The 21,196-nt window shown below is 64.5% G+C and carries 17 protein-coding genes; 9 read left to right on the top strand and 8 right to left on the bottom strand.

Going from position 1 to position 21,196, the window contains the following annotated elements; all coding sequences use genetic code 11:
• Nucleotides 1–44 precede the first annotated feature (44 nt).
• On the bottom strand, nt 45–686 hold the full coding sequence (locus ACYSMN_RS22970) for a response regulator (RefSeq protein WP_488926265.1): 642 nt from the start codon (nt 684–686) through the stop codon (nt 45–47).
• A complete protein-coding gene (locus ACYSMN_RS22965; RefSeq protein WP_488926264.1) occupies nt 683–9,343 on the bottom strand; it encodes a PAS domain S-box protein in 8,661 nt (2,886 codons plus the stop codon). The genes ACYSMN_RS22970 and ACYSMN_RS22965 overlap by 4 nt, the downstream gene beginning before the upstream one ends.
• A 270-nt stretch (nt 9,344–9,613) precedes the next feature.
• On the opposite strand from ACYSMN_RS22965, the gene ACYSMN_RS22960 reads away from it, so the two are divergent.
• Nucleotides 9,614–9,943: a hypothetical protein gene (locus ACYSMN_RS22960; RefSeq protein WP_488926263.1), complete on the top strand. Its 330-nt coding sequence runs from the start codon at nt 9,614–9,616 to the stop codon at nt 9,941–9,943.
• Between the two features lie 341 nt (nt 9,944–10,284).
• Here ACYSMN_RS22960 and ACYSMN_RS22955 read toward each other — a convergent pair whose 3' ends face one another.
• Nucleotides 10,285–10,689, bottom strand: coding sequence for a response regulator (locus tag ACYSMN_RS22955; protein ID WP_488926262.1), 405 nt, complete (start codon nt 10,687–10,689; stop codon nt 10,285–10,287).
• Between the two features lie 35 nt (nt 10,690–10,724).
• Nucleotides 10,725–13,871, bottom strand: a complete 3,147-nt coding sequence (locus tag ACYSMN_RS22950) for a PAS domain-containing sensor histidine kinase (RefSeq protein WP_488926261.1) — start codon at nt 13,869–13,871, stop codon at nt 10,725–10,727.
• A gap of 94 nt (nt 13,872–13,965) precedes the next feature.
• Here ACYSMN_RS22950 and ACYSMN_RS22945 point away from each other — a divergent pair, with 94 nt between their 5' ends.
• The 3 genes from ACYSMN_RS22945 (at nt 13,966) to ACYSMN_RS22935 (ending at nt 15,594) form a co-directional block, all read left to right on the top strand.
• Nucleotides 13,966–14,127, top strand: coding sequence for a hypothetical protein (locus tag ACYSMN_RS22945; protein WP_488926260.1), 162 nt, complete (start codon nt 13,966–13,968; stop codon nt 14,125–14,127).
• A 144-nt stretch (nt 14,128–14,271) separates the two neighbouring features.
• Nucleotides 14,272–14,406: a hypothetical protein gene (locus ACYSMN_RS22940; protein WP_488926259.1), complete on the top strand. Its 135-nt coding sequence runs from the start codon at nt 14,272–14,274 to the stop codon at nt 14,404–14,406.
• Nucleotides 14,407–14,505: 99 nt separating this feature from the next.
• Nucleotides 14,506–15,594, top strand: a complete 1,089-nt coding sequence (locus tag ACYSMN_RS22935; RefSeq protein WP_488926258.1) for a PAS domain-containing sensor histidine kinase — start codon at nt 14,506–14,508, stop codon at nt 15,592–15,594.
• Between the two features lie 48 nt (nt 15,595–15,642).
• On the opposite strand, the gene tssD is transcribed toward ACYSMN_RS22935, so the two are convergent.
• A complete protein-coding gene (tssD, locus tag ACYSMN_RS22930; protein WP_488926257.1) occupies nt 15,643–16,197 on the bottom strand; it encodes a type VI secretion system tube protein TssD in 555 nt (184 codons plus the stop codon).
• 272 nt (nt 16,198–16,469) lie between these two features.
• Here tssD and ACYSMN_RS22925 point away from each other — a divergent pair, with 272 nt between their 5' ends.
• Nucleotides 16,470–17,078 (top strand): BLUF domain-containing protein, encoded by a 609-nt coding sequence (locus ACYSMN_RS22925; protein ID WP_488926256.1) that lies wholly within the window; start codon nt 16,470–16,472, stop codon nt 17,076–17,078.
• A 374-nt stretch (nt 17,079–17,452) separates the two neighbouring features.
• On the opposite strand, the gene ACYSMN_RS22920 is transcribed toward ACYSMN_RS22925, so the two are convergent.
• From ACYSMN_RS22920 to ACYSMN_RS22910, 3 genes are read right to left on the bottom strand one after another with little or no spacing between them, the layout of a single operon-like run.
• The gene (locus tag ACYSMN_RS22920) at nt 17,453–17,761 is read right to left on the bottom strand and encodes a hypothetical protein (RefSeq protein WP_488926255.1); all 309 of its coding nucleotides are present in this window, start codon (nt 17,759–17,761) and stop codon (nt 17,453–17,455) included.
• 18 nt (nt 17,762–17,779) lie between these two features.
• On the bottom strand, nt 17,780–18,187 hold the full coding sequence (locus tag ACYSMN_RS22915) for a helix-turn-helix domain-containing protein (protein WP_488926254.1): 408 nt from the start codon (nt 18,185–18,187) through the stop codon (nt 17,780–17,782).
• On the bottom strand, nt 18,187–18,447 hold the full coding sequence (locus tag ACYSMN_RS22910; protein ID WP_488926253.1) for a hypothetical protein: 261 nt from the start codon (nt 18,445–18,447) through the stop codon (nt 18,187–18,189). Before ACYSMN_RS22910 ends, ACYSMN_RS22915 begins: the two co-directional genes overlap by 1 nt.
• A gap of 163 nt (nt 18,448–18,610) precedes the next feature.
• Between ACYSMN_RS22910 and ACYSMN_RS22905 the strand changes: the two genes are divergently transcribed.
• The 4 genes from ACYSMN_RS22905 to ACYSMN_RS22890 all read left to right on the top strand — a co-directional run bounded on the left by ACYSMN_RS22905 (nt 18,611) and on the right by ACYSMN_RS22890 (nt 20,810).
• A complete protein-coding gene (locus ACYSMN_RS22905) occupies nt 18,611–19,417 on the top strand; it encodes a S24 family peptidase (RefSeq protein WP_488926252.1) in 807 nt (268 codons plus the stop codon).
• 236 nt (nt 19,418–19,653) lie between these two features.
• Nucleotides 19,654–20,094 (top strand): Arm DNA-binding domain-containing protein, encoded by a 441-nt coding sequence (locus ACYSMN_RS22900; RefSeq protein ID WP_488926251.1) that lies wholly within the window; start codon nt 19,654–19,656, stop codon nt 20,092–20,094.
• A gap of 8 nt (nt 20,095–20,102) precedes the next feature.
• The gene (locus ACYSMN_RS22895) at nt 20,103–20,570 is read left to right on the top strand and encodes a site-specific integrase (RefSeq protein WP_488926250.1); all 468 of its coding nucleotides are present in this window, start codon (nt 20,103–20,105) and stop codon (nt 20,568–20,570) included.
• Nucleotides 20,571–20,582: 12 nt separating this feature from the next.
• On the top strand, nt 20,583–20,810 hold the full coding sequence (locus ACYSMN_RS22890) for a tyrosine-type recombinase/integrase (RefSeq protein ID WP_488926249.1): 228 nt from the start codon (nt 20,583–20,585) through the stop codon (nt 20,808–20,810).
• Nucleotides 20,811–21,196: the final 386 nt, after the last annotated feature.

Below are 21,196 nucleotides of genomic sequence, written 5' to 3'. Positions count from 1 at the left end.
GTCTGCTTGCCTGCGTGGAGAGTAACGGATTGGCGCCGAGCACCTCAACTCAGCCAGCCCTGGCTGACGGCAATTTTCACCAGCGCGGCCGTGTTTTTGGCTCCGGTCTTCTCCATGATATTCTGGCGGTGGGTTTCCACGGTGCGCGGGCTGGTGAAGAGCTTCTCGGCAATCTGGGCGGTGGTGAGCCCCTCAGCCACCAGCCGCAGCACCTCCTGCTCCCGCGTCGAGAGGCTCCCCGCAGGGGGCGCGGCCGGCGGCGGGCCTCCGGCCAGCACTTTTTCCAGCATACTCAGGCCCAGCTCCGAGCACAGGAAGCGCCGGCCGGCGGCCACGGCCCGCACCGCCACCAGGATTTCGTCGTGGCCGGCGTTTTTCAGCACGTAGCCAGAGGCCCCAGCTTCCAGTACCTGCCCGATGGACCGCTCGTGGTCCACCATGGAGAGCACCAGCACCCGCACCTGCGGGAACTCGGCGCGCAGGCGCTGGGTGGTGGCCAGCCCGCCGAGGCCGGGCATGTGCAGGTCGAGCAGCACTACGTCGCAAGGCGTGGTGGGCAGCTGAGCGAGCAATTGCTCGCCGTCTTCGGTTTCGCCCACCACCTGCAGACAGGGTTGTTGTTGGAAGAGGGCGCGCAAGCCGTGGCGCAACACGGCGTGGTCATCGACGAGAAACAGGCGTATCATGCAGTAGGTGAAACGGGCAAAGGAATGCGGATGCGGACGTAGGCGCCGGTGGGGGCGTTGCCCGTTTCCAGCTGGCCCCCGAGCAGGGCCACCCGGTCGCGGATGCTGCGCAGGCCAAGGCCTGGGCGTTCGGCTGCGGCGGGTACAAACCCCGGGCCGTTGTCCTCGGCCCGCAGCAGCACCCAGCCAGGCATGGTTTCCAGCTCCAGGCTGGCGTGGGTCGCCCCATGGGCGTGCTTGACGATGTTTTGGGCCAACTCCTGGGTCATGCGGTAGAGGGCCAGCGCCAGGGCAGGCGAGAGCGGGGCCGCGTCTTCGTCGAGTTGCACCTCGCAGTGAAAGCGCAGCTGGGGCGTGCTCATCTTGCTGCCAATGTCCTTGAAGGCGGCCGGCAGGCCGAACTCTTCCAGCACCATGGGCACCAACTCGTGCGAGAGGGCGCGAGTCTGGTGGATGGCCTCGCCCAGCAGGTGGTCGGCTTCGTGGCGGGCGTCCACCAGGGCCGGGTCGGTGCCCAGCAGCGGGGCATGTAGGCGGTCGAGGCGCAGCTTGGTGGCGTAGAGAATCTGGCCAATGCCGTTGTGCAGGCCCTCGGCGATGCGCTTGCGCTCGACTTCCTGGGCGGCCTGCACGGCCTCGAACAGGGCCTGCTGCTGGCGCAGGCGCAGGCGCAGATTTTCCTGCTCCAGGCGCTGCAGCTCGCTGATGTCCAGGTCCACGCCCAGCACCCGCACGGGCTGACCCACCTCGTCGTGCAGCACCACGGCCTTGATGCGGATAGTTTTCACCTCCTCGCCGATGCGCAGGCGCAGGGTTTCCTCGACATCGGCAGTGCCGGCCGTGAGCTGGCGCACCAGCTGCTCGGCCCGGGGCCGATCCTCGTCCACCACGTAGTCGAGGTAGATGCCGAGCGTAACCGGCTGGTCCAAGGGCAGGGCGAACAGGTGGTACATGCCATCCGACCAGCGCATGTGGCCCGTGGCCAGGTCGTAGTCCCAGGAGCCCAGGCCGGCCACGGCTTCGGCCTGCTCCAGCAGGCGCAGGTTTTTCAGGCGCTCGGCCTCAGCCTGCTGGCGGGCGGCTTCGGCCTGCTTCCGCGCGGTGATGACCTCGGACGTGAGCACGAGCAGCTCGTCCTGACGTACGGCGATGAGGCGAAACCATTCCTCCATGCCCTCGCCCACGTAGTGCTGCTCGAAGTCGGCCGGGCGGCCGGTGGTGGCGACGTCGCGCAGGCGGGCCAGGATGCCGGTGGGCACCGACTGCGGGAAGCGGGCCGAGTAGCGCTGCCCGGCGAAGTCGTCGCGGCCCATAACGCGCTTAGTGAAGTCGTTGAAAATAAGCAGCTCGAAGTCCTCCACCGCGCCCGCCGCATCGCGCAGATTCCGCATGACGACGAGGGAGTTGGGCGAGGCGTCGAAGACGGTTTGCAATAGCTCGCGGCTCTCGCGCAGCTCCTGGGTGCGGGCGGCCACGCGGGCTTCCAGCTTGGCGTTGAACCGGGCCAGTTGGGCCTGGCTGGCCCGCAGGCTTTCCTCGGCCTGCTTACGGGCGGTGATATCGACGGTGCTGCCCACCACCCGCACGAGCTGGCCGGCTTCGTCGCGCATGGCCAGGGCCCGGTCCAGAACGTAGGCGTAGGTACCGTCGTGGCGCCGCACCCGGTATTCCACCCCCGCCGACGCCCCGCCCGCCGCGAAGGCCTCGCTCATGGTTTGGCTGGCGTCGGCGCGGTCGGCCGGGTGGAGCAGGTTCAGCCAGGCAGTGCTGGTTTCGGGCACGTCGCCGGGGGCGTAGCCCAGCACTTTCTCGAAGCCCGTGCTGCGCCAGACGGTGCCGGAGGCTACGTGCCAGTCGTACACAAACCCGTTGCTGGCGGCTTCGGCCAGCTCAAACCGCTCGTTGGCCTGGCGCAGGGCCTGGGCGGCCTGCCGGCTGGCTGTCACGTTGCGGGCCACGCCCACGGCCCGTACCGGCCGCTGCTCCGGTCCGCCGCGCAGCAGCACCCCCGACACCCGGAACCAGCGCAGCTCGGCCGGGCCGCCGCCGTCGGCTGGCACCAGCGTGCGCATCTCGTAGTCGAACCGGTCGGTGCCGTCGGCTTCGGCCTGGGCAAAGGCAGCCTGCACCTGGGCCCGGTCGTCGGGGTGAATGTAGCGCAGGTTTTCCTCGAACGTGGCGGCCAGCTCCTGCCCGCTGATGGCGGCGGCGTTAGCCGAGAAGTGGGGCACGCCGGTTTGCAGGTCGATTTCCCAGGCGTACATGTCGGCCGCCTCGGTGGCCAGGCGCAGGCGCTCCTCGTTTTCGCGCAGGGCCTGCTCGGCCCGCTGGCGCTCGGTGATGTCGTAGCTCACGGCCAGTACCGCCTGTATCTCGCCGGCCGGGCCGGGCAGCGGCACCCCGCGCGTGAAGAAGGCGCGCCCGTTCTGCTCGTGCTCGTGCTCGAAGACGCGGCCGGCCAGGGCTTGCCTGAACAGCTTCCGTTGGGTGGGCCACAGCTCCTGGGGGGCAATTTCCCGGACGGTGCGGCCCAGAAAATCGGCCGGTGCGTAGCCGGTTTGGCGCAGGGCCTCGCCCTCGGCCAGCTCATAGCGCAACTCGCGGTTCACGATGAACACGGCCGCGCCGGGCAGGTTCTCAATCAGGGTCCGCTGGCGCTGCTCGCTCGCGCGTAGGGTGTCTTCGACGCGGGCGCGCTCGATGCGCGGGAAAACGCGGCTCGAAACTTCTTGCAACAGCTGGATTTCCTGCGGCTGCCACCCGTGTGCCCGCTCGGTGGTCACGGCGATGTGGCCGACGTAGCGCCCCCGGCGGAAAAACGGCACCGTGACGAAACTGCCGATTTTCAACCGGGCATAACTTTTCGCCTCGGCCCGGCTGTCTTGCGCCGTATCGGGCAGCACGAACACTTCGCCGGCGCGCATCGTGCGCAGGAAGTCTTCGCTCAAGTACTCTTCGAGCTTGAACGTTTGCATCAGGCTCGGCACATTGCCACTGGCCCAGCCGTGGTGCACGGTGACTTCGTTGTTGGCTTCGTCAACGTCCACAAAATAGCAGCCGGAAAGGTCTAGAAAGTCGCCCAGGCGCTTGCCGACCGTTTGCATCAGCTCGTCCGGCGCGGACAGGATGGCTAAATCCTTACCGATTTCGTCCAGCAACGCGGTGTTCAATTCGCGCTGTTTGCGCTCGGTGATGTCGGCGTACACGGAGGCCACCAGCGGGCTGCCCGCGCCGCCCACCGGCAACAAGTACGCGTTGAACCACTTTCCCAGCTGCTGCACCGGGTATTCGATGCGCAGCGGCTCGCCGGTGCGGTAGAGGTCTTCCAGCATTTGGTGCCACGCCGGCTCCAGGTCGGGCACCAGCTCGCTCATGCGCCGGCCCACGGCGTGTTCAATGCCCGTCAGCTGCGTGAAAGCCGGGTTATGTTCCCGATGCCAGTAATCCACCACCTTGCCGTGCTCGTCGAAGATGAGTTCAATCAGGCTGAACCCTTCGTCAATGGAGGTAAAGAGCGCACGGTATTTTTCTTCCGACGCGTGCAGGGCGGCTTCGGCGCGGGCCCGCTCCACGGCGGCCCAGGTGCGCTCGGTCGCTTCTTCGAGCAGGGTCACTTCGCCCGGGGTCCAGTGCCGCGCCGCCGCCGAAACGGCCACGATGGCCCATTGCGGCCCGGCGTGGGCGCGGCGGAGCGTGGCCACCACCAGGGCCCGGAAGCCCAGGGCGTCCAGGTTTTGGCGGTCGGTGCCGGTGAGGCCGTCGGTGTGGGCCAGGTCGTGAACGACCAGCGTGCCGCCGTGGACGGTGCGCAGGGCGTCCGGAAAATCGGACAGGCGCACGGCGGCGGGCAGGGGCGCCACCCGGTCGTTGCCCACCTGGTAGGGGAAGGTGGCGCGGTCGTCGGCCAAGTGATAGAGGCCGACGTAGCAGCGGTCGAGGCCCAACTGCTCGCTCAGCAGCTGGAGCGCGCGCACGGCCACTGCGTCGGCGTCGGGTTCCGCCCGCAGCGCGTCGGAGAGGTGCAGCAGAAACGCCTGCTGCTGCTGGCGCTCCTGCTCAGCCAGCTCGGCGTAGTACAGCTCGGTCACGTTGGTGGCCTGGTGGATGATGGCGCTGACCTGGCCGGCGGCGTCGAACAGCGGCGCGTTGACGGCTAGCCACCAGCGCGGCTCCAGCTCCCCGTCGGGCCGCACCAGGTCGTAGCGGAGGCGGGGCATGACCTCCGTTTGCTTCGTGGCCAGCACCCGGGCCACGGAGTGGGCCACCGCCCCCGACCCAACCCGCCCGGGGTGGGTTGGGTCGACGGTAAACACGTCCAGCATCCGCTGGCCGATGAGGTCGGCGGGCGTGCTATAGGTGGTGGCGAAGTAGGCCTCGTTGGCGGCGAGGATGGTGAAATCCGGCGCATCGGGCGCCACTACCATAAACGGCACCGGCGAGGCGGCGAACAGGGCGGCGTAGCGGGCTTCGCTGGCGCGCAGCGCTTCTTCGGCCCGTACCCTTTCCAGCTGAATCCAGATGCGCGTGGTCAGTTCCTGCGCCAATTTAATTTCATCGGCGCGCCATTCGCGTGGCTCCGAGTCGGTGATGGCAAGCATGAATTTGAACGCCCCGTCGCGGGCCAGCGGCATGGAGATGTACGACCGGACCTTGAGGGCTGCCAGGCCGGCCGCCTTCACGCGCGGGTCGGCCTGCGTATCAGTTACCACGGTTACTTCGCCCCGGCTGTGTTGCGCTCTGCGCTCTTCCGTCCAAATGTCTTCGAGTTTGTGTACGCCGGTCGCCGACGCCACCCCTTCGGCATTCCAGGCTGTTACCACGACGGTTTCGGCGTCTTCCGACATCTCGGCGAAATTGCACGCGACCACCCCGAACTTTTTTCCAATCTTCCCGCCCAGCAGCGCAATTGTTTCATCAATGCGCCGCATTTGAAGCAAGTCATCGCTCACTTCTGCCAGGAATGTAAGGTTCTCCTCGTGGCGCTTGCGCTCGGTGATGTCGTTGAAAACTACCGCCACGTACTTGTTGCTGCCGCCCAGCAGCGTGATATAGGTATCAAACCAGCGGTCCACGTCCTGGGCGTGGTTGACGAGGCGCACGGACTCCCCGGTACGGGCCAGCTGCGTAAACACGTCCTTCCAATGCTGCTCCAGGTGGGGCAGCACTTCCTTGATGGACTTGCCCACCACGCCCGTCAGGCCGCTCTGCCGCTCGTAGGCCTGGTTGACCTCGCGGAAAATGATGTCTTCAATTTCGCCGTGGGCGTCGTACACCAGCTCTTCCAGGGCAAAGCCCTCGTCGATGGAGTCAAACAGGGTGCGGTATTTATTTTCCGACTCGCTCAGAGCGGCTTCGGTGCGGGCGCGCTCCATGGCCGCCCAGGTGCGCTCGGCCACGTTTTCCAGAAACTTCAGGTCGTCCTCGGTCCAGTTGCGCGGCTGGGTGGTGGCGGCGTACAGGCCCCAGAAGTAGTTGTGCTCGCCCCGGCGCAGGATGGTGGCCAGCATTCCCTGCACGCCCATCAGCTGGCCTATCGAATGCTTGTCGGTGTCCGACAGGCTAGGGTCCTGCAGCAGGTCGCGGATGATGAGCTGGCCGGTTTCGAGACGCTTCATGCCTTCGGGGAAGTCGGCAAACCGGTACTCCCCGCTGAGCGGCGGCAGCCCGGCGGCCCGGTATTCGGGGCCAATGCGGCCCAGCTCCTGCGCCCGCGACAGCTGCGCGATGTAGCAGCGGTCTACGTGCAGGTGCTCGGCCACCAGGCGCGTGGCGAGGGTGCCGATGGCTTCGGCGTCCGGTTCGGCCCGCAGCGCGTCGCTCAGCTTCAGCAAAAACGCCTGCTCCTCCTCGCGGCGCTTGCGCTCGGTGATGTCGTCGAAGACGATGGCAACTTGCTTGGTATTTTCCACCCGAGTGTGGAAGGCAGTGTACCACCCGTTCAGCGTTTCTATGTAATATTCTTCCCGTACGGGGACGCCTGTGCGTACCACATTACTGTATTTTTCAATCAGTTCCTTCCCGGTTTCACCTAATACTTCCCGTACCGTCCTCCCGATAATGGTTTGCAGGCGGGTATGCACATGGTAGGCGGGATTGGCTTCCAGATGCCTGAAATCCACCATAGCGCCTTGTTCATCCAGTACTGCCTCAACAATGCAGAACCCTTCGTCAATCGTGTCGAACAGGGTGCGGTATTTCGCTTCCGACTGGCGCAGGGCCTCCTCGGCCTGCTTGCGGGCGGTCAGGTCGACCACCAGCGAGTAGTAGCCGGCCACCGAGCCGTCGGGCCGCACGTCGGGCACAAACTCGGTTTGCACGTGCCGATGGCCAATTTTCTGAAACACTATTTCCGTCTCGAACGACTGCCGCTGGCCCGCCAGCGCCGCCTCGGCGCGGGGCCGCAGCTCGGCAAAGGCCACCTCGCCCACCACCTCGCGCAGCGGCCGGCCGCTCAGCTCCTCCGGCCTCTGGCCAAACCAGTCGTGATACCGCGCATTGTTAAAGCGATACCGCAGCCCGGCATCGACGTAGGCGATGAGGGCCGGCGTGGCGTCGGTAATGAGCCGCAGCCGCTGCTCGCTGGCGGCCAGGGCGGCTTCGGCGCGGGCGCGCTCGATGCGCGGGAAGACGCGGGCGGCCACGTCCTGGACCAGCGCTGTCTCGGCGGCCGTCCACGGCCGGGGCCGGCTGTCGGCCAGGGCGAAGTAGGCTTTCCACTGCCCGCCCACGCTGTAGGGCACGGCGATGTAGGCCGCAATGTGCTGGGCCGCGGCGCCGGCTTTCAGCGCCGCGCCCGTTTCGCTGTCCGAAGGAATGTCGGCCTGCACGTCGGCTACCACGGAGGGCGCCCCACCCCGCAGGCGGGCCACCGCATCCGGCGACAAGAAGCCCGCAATCGGATAGGTGCCCAGAATGGAGGGCACGTCGTGCGCATGCCAGAAGTGACGCAGGGTGACTTCGGCGCGCGCTTCGTCCACGTCCATGTAGTGCCAACAATTGAGGTCTAGGTGCTTCGTCAGATGCGCGCCGACGGCGGCCAGCATTTCTTCCTCGACGGCAAGCCGGTTCAGGTCTTCGGTGATGGTTACGAGCAGGGCCGCATCCGCCTCGCGGTGCTTGCGCGCGGTGATGTCGCTGAAGAGCACGCCCACCTGCCGGGCTTCGGCCGGCCCGACGCGGAAGGCGTGGGCGTCGTACCAGCGCCCGAGTTGGTCGACGTGATACTCCAGGCGCTCGGCCTGCCCGGTGAGGGCCACGCGGCCGTACACCTCAAACCAGCGCGGCTCCAGGTCGGGCACCAGCTCGCGCGCGGTTTTGCCCCGGGCCTCGGCCGGCAGGCCCGAGTGCTGCACGAATGCCGGGTTGAACTCCAGGTAGCGGAAGTCGACGGCGTGCTGCCCGGTGTCGTCGAAGAGCAGCTGCAGCCGGCAGAAGCCCTGGGTGGTGGCTTCCAGCAGGGCGTGGTAGTTGTCGGTAGCGCGTTGCGCCAACTCCTCCTGCAGCCGGATGATTTCGGCTTCGGCCTGCTTGCGCTCGGTCACGTCCACGGCCGTGGCCACCAAGCCGTCGTCCAGCTTCACGGCCAGCAGGTGAAACCACCGGTCGGCGCCCTGCAGGCGGAGCTGCACTTCGGTGTCGAGCGGCTGCCCGGTTTCTACCACCGCGCAGTAGAGTCGGAATACGTCGGTGTCCAGACTGCCCGGATACGCTTCCGAATACCGCTGGCCGCGGCGGTCGGCCGCCGCGTATTGGCGCGCCTGGCGGTTTTCCAGCTGAAACTCGAAGTCGACGATGCGGCCCGCGGCGTCGCGCACGGCCTGGTGGTAGGCAATGGGGTTGAGCGATACGTCGAACACCGTTTGCAGCAGGTGCTGGCTTTCTTGCAGCGCCTGCTCGGCCTGCTTGCGGGCGGTGATGTCGCGGGTGGTGGTGGCCACCCCGTCGTCCTGCTTCACCACCGACTGGTAAAACCAGCCGTCGAACTGCTCGTGCCGGTAGCGGCGCTCGGTTTGCTCGGGCACCCCCGTTTCCAGCACCCGCCGGAACGTGTCGAAGATGCCTTCCTCGACCACGCCGGGGTTGCGCTCACACAGGCGCTGGCCGATCACGTCGCCGTACACCTGCTCGGCGGCGGCGTTGTTGAGCACCCAGGCAAAGTCCACCACTGCGCCCCGCTCGTCGCGCACGGCCTTGAAGGCCTGCACCAGGTCCGGGGTGCTGTCGATGGTGCGGCGCAGCAGCTCGCGGCTCTGGTGCAGGGCCTGCTCGGCTTCTTTCTGGGCCGTCACGTCTTCCCAGAACAGGTAGCGGTGGGCGGCGGGGGCCGGGGCCAGGCGCAAGCTCACCCACTGCTGGGTGTTAGGCAGCCAGATTTCGTGGGCGGAGGCCGCGCCGGACTCCAGCAGCTGCCGCAGCGGGGCGCGCAGGCCGGGCGGCAGTGGGGCTTCGGTCAGCGGGCGGCCCAGCAGCGCCTGGGGCGCGGCGGCGCACCACTGGGCGGCTTGGTGGTTTACCTGCCGGATGACTTCTTGCGCGTCCAGCACCATTACACCCCAGGGCAGCGCGTCGAGCAGGGTGGCGCAGTCGAAGGGTAGCGCTGGCGGCGAAGAGCTGGCTGGTTCGGACCGTTCGGGGTGGGCGTTAGCGGAGGTTGGCATACACGGATATAGCGGCAGGTGAACGGCCCAAGGTATTGCTTGGATTCAAACCCGTTACGAACATTTTTCCGCGCAGGGTTCCGCTGGTTTCGGCTAGCTGAACGGTAGCGAGGGCCGGCCAGCAGGCCCGGCGCCAGACAGGCAGCACCAAGCGCAACCTCTGCGTACGATAATCGGTATCCTACCCTCAGGCACAATGTGCCTATCGGCCTACGGCAATTACGCACCCGCCGGCCAGTACCGACCTCAGCCCCAACCCTTATCTGCTGCATGACGGATTATCCCGTGCTGTTCCGCTCTTTGCTCGACCGAAGCAAAGCCGTTCACTTCGCCTACCACGTGCAGGAGCAGCGGGTGGTGTACGTGAGTCAGCAGCCCAGCGCCGCCCATCCGCAAGCCGCGGTGATGGCCGTGCAGGAGCAATTTTTGGCGGAGTGTGCCCGACTCACGGGCGTATCTTCTTCAGCTGGTGCCTGGGAGCTGTTAACAGTTGACCTGAAAACGGTCATACAGAGGCGGAGCCGAAGCATGATGGCCTTATGTAAGGCGCAAGTACTGATATGTTCACTCGACCTAGCTAGGTCGGTTTCCCGGGTGTAGAGTCCTAGGAGAAGCCAAGGCGCTGGGCTTTCCGAAGCTCACCATTTTCAACCCGCCCCCTGATTCGAAAAGACACCACCCGGAAAGCGGAACGCCTAGGCATTGGTTTGATCAGCTCGTTGAACTGCCTGGGGGGCTATTCCGTTCCGGCACCACTGCCCACGAAGGGGCTGGCCCAGGCCCTGCTTGCCGCGGCCAACAGGACCGACACGGGAGAACGTATAATCAAGGGCCACTCGGGGTGGCATTGCGCAGGGGGTAAGCGCAGTGCACTAGGCAGCAATAGGGGTACCGCGGAGGCCGGATGGTCTGCCCGTTTCGGCTAGCAGGGCCGGCGGGGCTTAGCTGAAGTGCTCCTGCAGCACGCGCTCAACCTGCTGCTGGGTGAGGGGCTTGCTCAAATAGGCGGCCACGGGCAGCCCGTGAATGCGCAGCTGGTCGCGCGGGCTGACGGAGGTAGTGAGCATGACCACGACCAGGGCGCACTGCTGGGCGGGCGGCAGCTGCTGGTAGGCTTCCAGAAACTGGATGCCGTTCATCACGGGCATGTTCACGTCTAGAAACACCAGCACTGGCGGGCGGGCGGGCTGCTGCCCGCATTGTGTCAGTAGCATATCCAGCGCCTCGCGGCCATTCAGCGCCACCAGCACCTGCTCCGTGACGGCCAGGCGCTCGAGCAGCTTGCGGTTCAGGAAATTGGTGGTCGGGTCATCATCGACCAGCAGAATACACGGTAGTCTGATCATACAAGGCAATACGGACCGGCTGCGTTGGGGCCGGCTTAGCGGGGAAAGTATACGGCAAACGTGGAGCCCTGGCCGAGCTGGCTCTGCACCTCGATGCGGCCCCCGGCATTCTCGACCATCTTCTTGATCATGTACAAGCCGATGCCAGTGCCTTCGACGTGGGTGTGCAGGCGCCGGAACATGGCAAACAGCTGGTCCTGTTTCTGCGTCAGGTCCAGGCCCAGGCCGTTGTCCTGCACTTCCAGCACCTGGTAGCCGTCCTGCGCGCGGCACGTAATGCGAACCTTGGGCGGGCGCTCGGGGTGGCGGTACTTGAGGGCATTGCTCAGGAGGTTATACACCACTGAACGCAGGTTTTTCTCCGAGAAGGTCAGGGTCAAATCAGCGGGCACGTCCACGGCAAGTATGGCCTGAGTTTCGTGCAGCAGGGGCGTGAGGTCGAGGCAGACTTCCTTGATGACAGCGGCTAGCGGCACCTGGCCGCTGGTAGCAGCGTGCTCTTTTTGCAGGCGCGAAATGTCGGTCAGGTGGCCGATGGTGCGCTTGAAACGGTCCACGGCATCCTGCATCAACGCCAGCATCTTGGGCACGTCGCCGACGCGGCCCTCGGCGGGCAGCTCCTGCTCCAGGGCCAGCAGCAAGCCCTCGATGTTGGCGATGGGGGCTTTCAGGTCGTGGGAGGCCGTGTAGATGAAGTTGTCCAGGTCCACGTTGGTGCGCGTGAGCTGCTCGTTGGACTGCTTGAGGTCGGTGATGTCGATGGCCGAGCCCACGTAGCCGTATAGTTCGCCGTTGGCCAGGTAGCTGGGGCCGCCCTGGGTCTGGAGCCAGCGGTACTGCCCGTCGTGGCGGCGCATGCGGTGCTCCATGCTGAAGAGGGTGCGCTCCTGAATAGCCTTCATGAGGAGTTGCTGGGTGGGCGCTACGTCCTCCGGCAGCAAGTAGGGCACCCAGTTGTGGGCTACAAACTCTTTCAACGTAATGCCCAAGAAGTCCAGGCAATACTTATTCACGTAGCGCACCGAGCCGTCTGGGTGGAGGTTCCACACGATATTGGGCGCGGTGTCGGCCACGGTGCGGAAGCGGGCCTCGCTTTCCTGTAGCTCCGCCGCGTACGCTTCGAGGCGCTGGCGGGCCTGGGCCAGGTCCGTGACGTCGGCGGCCGTGTTCAGGATGCCGTACACCCGGCCCTGGGTGTCGCGCAGCGGGGTGAAGCTGTAGTTGTAGTAGAACGTCTGCGGGGTGCCGTCCATGACCACTTCCAGCTCTTGGTTGCGCAGGTGCAGGGGCTGGCCGGTGGTCAGCACCTGGTCTAACTGCTCGAACACGGCCTGATTTTGCAGCTCGGGCAGCACGTCGGCGTAGCGCCGGCCAATGACGTCCGGGCCTTTGCCCATCGCCTCGAGCATGGCCTGATTAGCCAACTGAATGCGGAACTCCGGGCCTACATACACGCCGATGAGAAACGGGGCGGCTGCCACCAAGGCGCGCACCTGCTGCTCGCTTTCCTCCACTTGGCGGCGGGCCTGCACCTGCTCGGTCACTTCAAAGACGAACGCCAGCACCCCGTCGACGCGCTGGTGCTCGTCGCGGCGGGCCTGGTAGACGAAGGAGAAGTAGCGGTCCTCCAGGCCCCGGCCATCGGGCCGAGCCACCGGAATGTGCAAGCCGGGCTCCTGCCGGGTTTCGCCCGTGTCGTAGACGGCCCGCAGGATGGCGGCCACAGGGGTACCAGCCAACTCGGGTAGCGCTTCCAGGATGGGTTTGCCCACCAGGGCCCGGCCGGGCAAAAGCTGCTGGTAGCTGGGGTTGACGAATTCGTACACCAGGTCGGGGCCGGCCAGCACACAGATGCCGGCTGGTGCTTGCTCGAACAGGGCGTAGAGCTTACGCTGCTGGGCTTCGCGCTCCTGGCGGGCGTGCACCTGCTCGGTGACGTCGTAGGCAAACACCGAAACGCCCGCAATTCGGCCGTTTTCGCGATAGGCCTGGTAGGTGAAGTTGAAATACGTTTCCTGGCGGCGCCCATCGGCCTGGTTGATGTTGAGCTGTAACTCCCGCCCGTAGAAGGTTTCGCCGGTCTGGTACACTCGGTCGAGCAAGGCCACAAAGCCCTGGTTCAAGGTATCGGGCTGGATGTCGATAATGGTGCGGCCCTGCATCCGGCGGTCTGGAAACAGCCGCTGGTAGGCCTCGTTGTGGTACTCGACCCGGTGCTCGGGCCCGCGCAGCAACACGATAGCGGCCGGCGTTTGCTCGAACACCTGGTAAAACGTCTCGCCCTCGGCGGCTTGGCGCTGGGCGGCGGCCAGCAACTCGGCTTGCAGGGCCTCGGCCTGCTGGCGGGCGAGTACCTGCTCGGTTACTTCGGAGGCAAACACGAGCACGCCGTCCACGCGGCCGCGCTCGTCGTAGCGGGCCTGCTGCACCACGTCGAAGTAACGCGGTTCCAGCTCGCCCGCCTCGTTGAGCAAAGGCGTTAGCAGGCCGCGGGCCTCGAAGGTTTCACCGGTTTCGTACACGCGGCGCGTGGTGTGGTAGGCCGTCAGGTCGGCGGCTTCGGGCAGGGCCGCCAGCAGCGGTTGGCCGAGCAGTTCGCGGCCGGGGAAAAAGCGCTGGTAAGCCGAGTTGACCAGCTCGAAGGTCAGCTCCGGGCCGTCGTGGACGCAGATGGCCGCTGGGGCCTGCCTGAAAAACCGTTCGAGACGTCGGCGCTGGGCTTCGGCGTCGGCGCGGGCGGCTTGTTCGGCGGCCTGGCTTTGGCGCAGGGCCATTTCCGCCGCCGTTCGGTCCTGGTCAGCGGTGTCGGTGAAGCTCACCACCAGCCGCTCACCGCTGCGCCGGGCCGCTACGCGGAAGTAGTTGTCGAAGCCGTCGGCCTGGTAGTTGAAGTCGTAGCGCCCGGCCTCGCCCGTTTCAAACACGCGCCGGTAGAAGGCAAAGACGCCATTGGTGAAGATGTCGGGGAAAAACGTCCGAGCCGTGCCATCGGGCCGCTCGGGCAGACCCGTCATGCGTTGGGCGGCCGGGTTGAGGTAGTCCAAGGCGAAATCCTCCAGCTCGCCCGAGGGGCCGTAGAGCGGGCGCAGCAGGTTGATACCCGTGAGCGAGACGGCCAACAAGTCGCGCAGCAGCGTGTCAGCCTCAGCTGGAGAAACAGATACGGGGAGAGCAGGAATCATAGCAGCTGAGAGGAATCCGGAGTTGCCCAGCCGCAGCCGGTTAGCGAAGATGAGGGTTTACTGGCGGGAATAAAAGCTGGTTGCGGCACAACCCATGGCCGGTAGTAGTATCCGGCGTAGCCAGACCACAGACGCGGTGGGAGGCCAGGAGCCCCACGACGCACCGCTTGCCGGCTACCCGCTGCGCACGGGGTCGTCGTATGGTGGTGGTAGTAGTCGTTGGTGGCGGGAAACCGTTACGGAGGTAATTGCGTAGGAGGCGACTTGTTACGCAGCCGGCCGGGGGCTCTGCCCTCCTCCCCGCTTTACTGCTGGATTTTACCGCTGGATGCGCGCGACCGGCTGGCGACTGGCCTGGCCAGCGGGCGTACGGTGCGGGCCACCTGCTCATCCGCTTTTTTTGCGAAACCGGGTACGTGTGGGTAGGGGTCGGGTACCGCTGGGCGTGGCTCCGGCCCTGGGCGGCGGGTTTCGGTTTCAGGCCCGGCTGGCACGCATTCAGGCGGCGGTGCTGGCTGCCGAATCGGCGGGGTAGTAGAAAAAGAACCGGCTGTGGTACCTAGCTTTGCATTTGGATAACCAAGAGCAATCTACCAGCCCGGGTGGCAGTGTAAGCAGGAGTAATTTACGACCCATGACCGAGCATCCTCTTCTATTTCGTTCTATCCTGCACCGCAGCAAAGTCGTTAGCTTTTCTTATGACTTGGCGCAGGGGCGGGTGGTGTACGTCAGCCCGGCTTACGAGACGGTGTTTGCGCAGCCGGCGGCCCGCGTCAACGAGGATCTGCCGCCGCTCGGGCAGCGCCTGCACCCCGACGACTACGCCCTGCTACACCAGCAGGTGGGCCGGGCGCTGGCCGGCGAGCTGGTGCAGGACATGGAGCTGCGCCTGATAACGGCGCAGGGGCAGGTGCAGTGGCTGTCGGTGACGGCCTGCCGGGAGGAGCTGCCCGACGGCGGGCGCTACCTCAGCGGCTGGGTGCTGGACATTACGACGGACAAGGAAACGGCCATCAACGCGCAGAAATTCAACGCCAAGAAAAACGCCACGCTCGAAATCCTGTCCCACGACCTGGCCGCGCCCCTGGTGCTCATGCAGCAGCTCACGGAGCATTTGCGCCTGGAGGCGCCGGCGGGTGGGTCGGGGACGTTTGGGGAACTGCTGACGATGATGGAGCGCACTTGCACGGACGGGGTCAACCTGATTCGCGACTTCGTGGACCAGGAGTTTCTGGAGTCGGCCAATGTGGAGCTGAAGCGGGAGCGGGCCGACCTGGTGGCCTGGCTGGGCACCGTACTGCAGGAGTACCAGCAGTCGAAGTGGCACACCCACCTGGCGTTTCGGTTTGTGGCGCCCGAGCCGCCGCTGTACGTGAGCTTCGACATCAACAAGTTCCAGCAGGTCATCAACAACCTGCTCAGCAACGCCATCAAGTTCACGCCCGATGGCCACACCATTACCGTGCGGGTGGAGCGGCGCGACTCGCTGGCCCTGGTAACGGTGGCCGACACCGGCGTGGGCATTCCGGCGGCCCAGCAGGCGGAACTGTTTGAGCGGTTCACCAAGGCCCGGCGGCCGGGGCTGCGGGGCGAGAAAACCACCGGCCTGGGCATGTCCGTCATTCAGACCATCGTGCAGCTGCACCAGGGCCGCATCTGGTTTGAGAGTGAGGAAGGGGTAGGCACCACGTTTTTTATTGAGCTGCCCGCCTTGCCGGCGTAGCCCGGCCACCAAGCGGGCCGGCATGAGCACCATGCTGCGGCGGGGCTGTCAGGGCGCTAGGTTACCCGCTTGACGCGGCCGAAAGCGTAATCGGGCGGCGGGTTGTCGTGCTTCCACACGCCGTCGAGGCCGTTGCCGCGGGCCGTGCCGCCGGGCGCGGCGGCTTACTTCCTCGGGGGCATCCCAGGGCAGCCCGCTGTGGGCTTCGAGGGTAGCGCCGGTGAGGGCAACGGCCGTCAAGCGCAGGGTGAGGGTTTCGCCGGGCCAGCCGGCCGGGTCGGCGGGGTTAAAGTGCCCGCGCAGCCCGACGCAGAGGGCGGCTTGGAGGTGGAGGCGGTGCAGCATCGTGCCATCGGAGCGGCGCTGCTCCAGGTAGCTGCTGGCCCGCTGGTAGGGGTCGAGCATGTAGGCACTCAGGCAGGCGTCCTCATCGGACGCATCGAGGGTGAGCGTGACGACCTGCGGGGTGACGGTGGTACTGGGCCGGCCGGCGTGGTCGATGGTGCGCTGAAAGCCGTAGTGACCTTGCAGTACCTTATACTGACGGCCTTTGAAGGCCCAGGCAACGGGTTCGGGGAGTGGCTGGCATGAGACGAGTACCACATGAAACACAGCAGTGTTAGAAGGCAACCAGACGAAGCGGGCAGGAGCAGATTGCGGAACTAGGGAGCTGTGGCGGAGTTGGGCGTTTTCGGCAGTTAGCTTAGGCCGCCTGCTCATTGGGTTTTGAAGCAGTGATAAGCCGTCGTTGAGTTGAGACTAACACGCACGCTGCCCTCGTGATAACTACTGAAAAGCGCCTATTCTTTCATAAATAAGCGCATTACGGAGGCGCTTACGGACATCCGCGCCTTGGAGCCCACGTAGAGCCGGGTATGCAAGCTTCCGACTTTCCCACCCTGGCCCAGCGCCGACGCGCCGTGGCCATGGCCGTAGCTTTGACCACCAATACTCCCTTGGCGCCGCAACGCTATGAGCGGTACTTGCTGGCCCTGTACCAGCGCGGCACTCTCACGATAGATGAGGTAGTAGACTTGCTCAACCTGAGTGTTTACCAGGTGCTCTACCACAGTCGGGCTACTACCCCGCCGAGTGAAGCGGAGCTGCACGCCTTATTGGAGTGGTCCCGCTCGTTTAATGCCGTTCACCAGATTACGGGGCTGCTGCTCTACAGCGAGGGGCGCTACGTGCAGGTGCTGGAAGGCCCGGAGGCGGATGTGCGGGCCTTGTACCAACGCATTCAGCACGATACCCGCCATGAGCAGGTGGTGACGGTCAGCGCCGGGCCGGGGCCGCAACGCCGCTTTGCCGATTGGCGCATGGGGTTCGGGCACCTCGCTACGTCGGCGGTTGATCGGGTGCTGGACACGGTGCAGGCCGAGCAGCCAGTGGAGGGCCTGCTGATCGAAGACCCTCATCTACGGGCGCTGGCAGAGGCTTTCGGAAGGCATTCGCTCGCCGCCGAGGTGGGCCAGTCTAAGTAGCACGCAAGGCGGACCCTACCAGGAACGGGGTCAGCTACCACCTACTCTCCTGATTGTACATACTGACGAGCGCGCCGCAGTCTCAGTAGAGCACGGGTACTTCACGGCTCTGGCGTAATGCCTTTTTTTCGGGGGTAGGCGAGCTTTCAGCAGTCGCCCCGCAGCCGCATAATGCTTGGTTCAGGTGCCGTAGCAGGGGATGCCGGCCGGCCGGGCTAGAAGCCGATTCGGTGGGTGTTTCCTTCCCCAATCTAAGCTTAGGCTACCTGCAATTCGGCCTCGTAGTAGCAGTCCCAATAGCCGTTGTCGAGCCGGTAGACATTGACGCGGTGGATGAGGCCGGTGCGCGGGTGGCGCTCTTTGACCTGGCCGCGCTAGACGATGGGCATAGCCGGGGCATCGGGAGCGGACTGTACAGGCTGGTCCAGAGCGTAGGCGAAGGGTGAGGGAGTCAGGCTGGGCGGCACGTCGCCGGGCGCCTCCGCTTTCTCAGCTGTCGGCTGTACATTGGACTTAATCTGGCCGGTGCATGGCTCCTCGTGCCAGGCCAGCAGTTCGCCGCAGGTAGGGCACAATGGGGCCCGGGCATCGCCGGGGTAGTCGAGGGTGGTAGTGTAGTCGGCGTCCTCCAGTGATGCGGAATTCAGGACGGGGGTTTGCGGGGCTTTTTTGCGGGTAGCCATTTGGTAATTGGGGACACGTTATCCTGCCACGTTTCGCCGGGCGGGTGCTGCTCGTCCACGCAGTAGCAGGTGTAGCCAGCGGCAGCCCAGGGCGCGGTGAAGCGGCCGGAGTGGTCGAACAGGGAGACGACGGTCCGGCTCATGCAGCGTGGGCTTGCAGGGTGGTACGGTGAAAGCGTCGAGGGCGGAGCGGCGAAAACCCAAGTCCCGCTCGTTGAGTCGCATGCCAGGCAGACTTCCCTTCCGTCGGGCGCGCAGCAGGGCATCAACGGACAGGCCGATGTAGGCCGCGGCCTGGGCTGTGGTCATCACCTGATCGGGCGGGGGTTGCGGGGTCCGGCGGGCAGCTTCAGCCTGCTCCAGCTTGTCAAGGCGCGCGGTGAGACTCTGGCACTCGGCCGCGCTGAGAATCACGGCGGCTTGCATCAGGCGTCAGCAAGAAATTGGCGGGCCCGGTCTTCGAGCTGGCGACGGCGGTTTAACTCTTGCTCGGCCACTTCGATGAAGGTTTCGGCCACATCGTGGCGCAGTACTTCGCCGTTTATCGTCTTGTACACCAGCGACATGCTGGCTTTGATACCACGCTCGTGGAGGCGGGACAGAGTGGCCTGCACCACGGAGCTACGTTGGCCCAACTTTTCCAGTAATTGCCGGAGCGGTGTAATTTCTTTCTCTTTTTCTTTCATGACTGTTGTAAGTTTGCTGTATATTAGTGTAGCAGAAGCGCAACCACTTACACCAAACATACAAACATATTTCTGCAATTCTTACTGAAATATGTGATACAACATGAAAGAAGCTGAGGAACAGCCCCAAAAAATGCCGGCAGTAGTTTCCAGATTACAGGAAATGATTGCGCACTACGGGCTGAACGCCAACAGCATGACCAAGCAGCTTGGGTACGCCGCTGCCAGCAAGCTCTACGGCATTCTGCAAGGCTCGGCCCCGTCGTTTGGCACGCTCACGGATATTCTGGAGCGCTGGTCGGAGGTGTCGGCTGATTGGCTGGTGCTGGGCAAAGGCCCGATGCTGCGGGGCGGGGCGACGGACGCAGCTCCCCTGCCGTTACAGCAGCAAGTCCGGGGCGACAAGGTGGTAGTGGTGACGGTAGACGACAAAGGCAAGGAAAACACGGTGTTCGTACCAATTCCAGCTCAGGCAGGCTACTCGTTGCAACATAACGAAGCCGTGTACTTCCGGCATCTCGACAACTACCGGCTACCAGGTTTCGAGCGAGGCGAGTTCCGGGCGTTTGAGGTGGCCGGCGACTCGATGGAACCGACCATCAATCACCGCGACGTGGTGGTATGTAGCCGGGTGGATGAGCTTCGGTTCGTGGAACCGGGCGAGGTGTACGTGATAGTCACGCCGGAGTCGGTGATGCTCAAGCGCATCAAGGCGCGGGTGCGGAGTATGGACACGGAGGTAACGCTATTCTCAGACAATCCGCACCGGCAGCCCTACGCGATGGAAACGCGGGACATGGTGGAGTTGTGGCGGGTACGGGGCTACGTATCGAGCTACATTCCGAGCGCGCCCGACGTGACGGTAGAACGGCTCTGGGAGGTGATTGAGGCGCTGAGCTTCGACAAAGGCGAGGTACGGCGGCACCTGATGGAAAATGGCCCCACTTCTGCCTCCACTCCCAAAAATTAGCCTTTTAATCTCTTGAAATAAAGAATATTATCACGACTGGATTTATCCCGGCTCTGGGTACTTGGAAGCGTAAATAGCGCCCGCAACAACTAGCCTCAAAAGCTGCAAATCTGTTCACAGATGCAGTTTTTGAGGCTAGTTGTTGCGTTTAGGCCGGTCGCGGTTTACTGATGAGTTTACCCCGACTTACCGCTGCTTTTACGCCACCTCCTACGCCACCTCTTTTTTCAAGCGATATGAAAGTTGTGTTTGAGTTGCGGCAAGACAAACAGGACAAGGCGGGCACGGTGCCGGTCTATGTGTCGGGCTATTTCGACGGGCTGCGGCTGCGCTGCTCCACCAAGGAGCGCTGCGAGCCACGGCAGTGGAACAACAAGGAGCAAGAGTTCCGACGTTCATTCCCCGGCTTCCAGTCAGCCAATGAAGGACTGCGGGCCTTGGTAAGACGTTTAGAGGACCGATACCGGGAATTGCGAGCGGCGAACATTGCTCCTACCGTGGCATTGATGCGAGAAGTAATCAACCCGGCCGCGGCAGCGGTCGAAGAAGAGCCGACGCTGTTGGCGCGCTTCGCTGACTTCCAGCACGTACTACACGGGCGCGGGTACGCCTTCCACACATTACGCCACTACAAGACGGCGGGCAATCATTTAGCGGCGAGCGGAAGCTACCCTTAGGACTGGAGTTGAAGCGGTTGGAGGTGCGCTATACCGATCAAGCCAAGACGTACCTAACCGGGGCGGACCTAGCGGCCTTAGTGGCGGCCAAGCTGCCGAAGCATCTGGAGCCAGCGCGGGACGTGTTTCTCTTCTGCTGCTATACAGGCTTGCGGTATTCAGACGTCGCGGCTCTGCACGCGGGCAATGTGCACGGGCTCGGCGCCAACGGTGACGGCGACCGGGTGCTGCGGCTGGTGCAAACGAAAACCCGGGCGACGGTGAGCATCTACCTGAGTCAGCTGGCGGCCGAAATCTTGGACCGCTACGCCACGCCCGAGCGGCAGCATGAAGGCGCACGGCTGTTGCCGGTGCTGGCCAATCAACCGTTGAACCGCTACGTGAAGAAAGCGGCCCAGCTGGCGGGACTGACGCGCTCGGTGGAAGTGGTGAGCACCGTAGGCGGCCAGGTGACAAAAACAGCGGTGCCACTCTGAGAACTAGTGACAATGCACACTGCCCGGCACACTTTCGCCGTGCAAAGCTTGCTGCGCGGGATGCCCGTGACAGTGCTGCAGCGGGTGATGGGCCACGCCAAGATTCAAAACACCATGCGCTACGCCCAGGTGGTAGAAGAACTGCAGCACCAAGCCATGCGGGCCGCGTGGGGCGAACCGGTGGCAACGGCGCCTAACACCACAGTTGATTTGGCAGTGTGTAGAGTGATTGCGGCTTGAGGTCTAACGTCCTTCGCTAGCTACCGCAAAAAGGCACTACACAGACCCCGCTCTTTTTTCTTCTCGGCTACTTTGCTTAGTGCTCCTGTCAATGCACCCCACAATGCACCACTTTATAGCTGAACAATGATTGGATAAAACGGACTCACACACGCCTATTTCTATCTGCCATAAGAGGCACTGAAAAATGGCCTGTCTGGAATCGATTTCTGTATGTTGACGGCAAGCCAGTGAGCTGGGCCATGTCTGCGCCATGTGTAACTTTCATTTCCCATGTGGGCCAGCTCCAGCCGGTCGAGGCGGCTGTTGAGCAACTGTTTGAGGGTGTATGCTAGCCCGCACTTCACACTCCACGGCGGCCGATGACGAGAGGCCGGCACCCACGG

The sequence above is a fragment of the Hymenobacter sp. M1-2 genome (assembly GCF_057808495.1).
The sequence above is the reverse complement of the archived record's forward strand: the minus strand, read 5'-3'. Positions and strand labels throughout refer to the sequence as shown.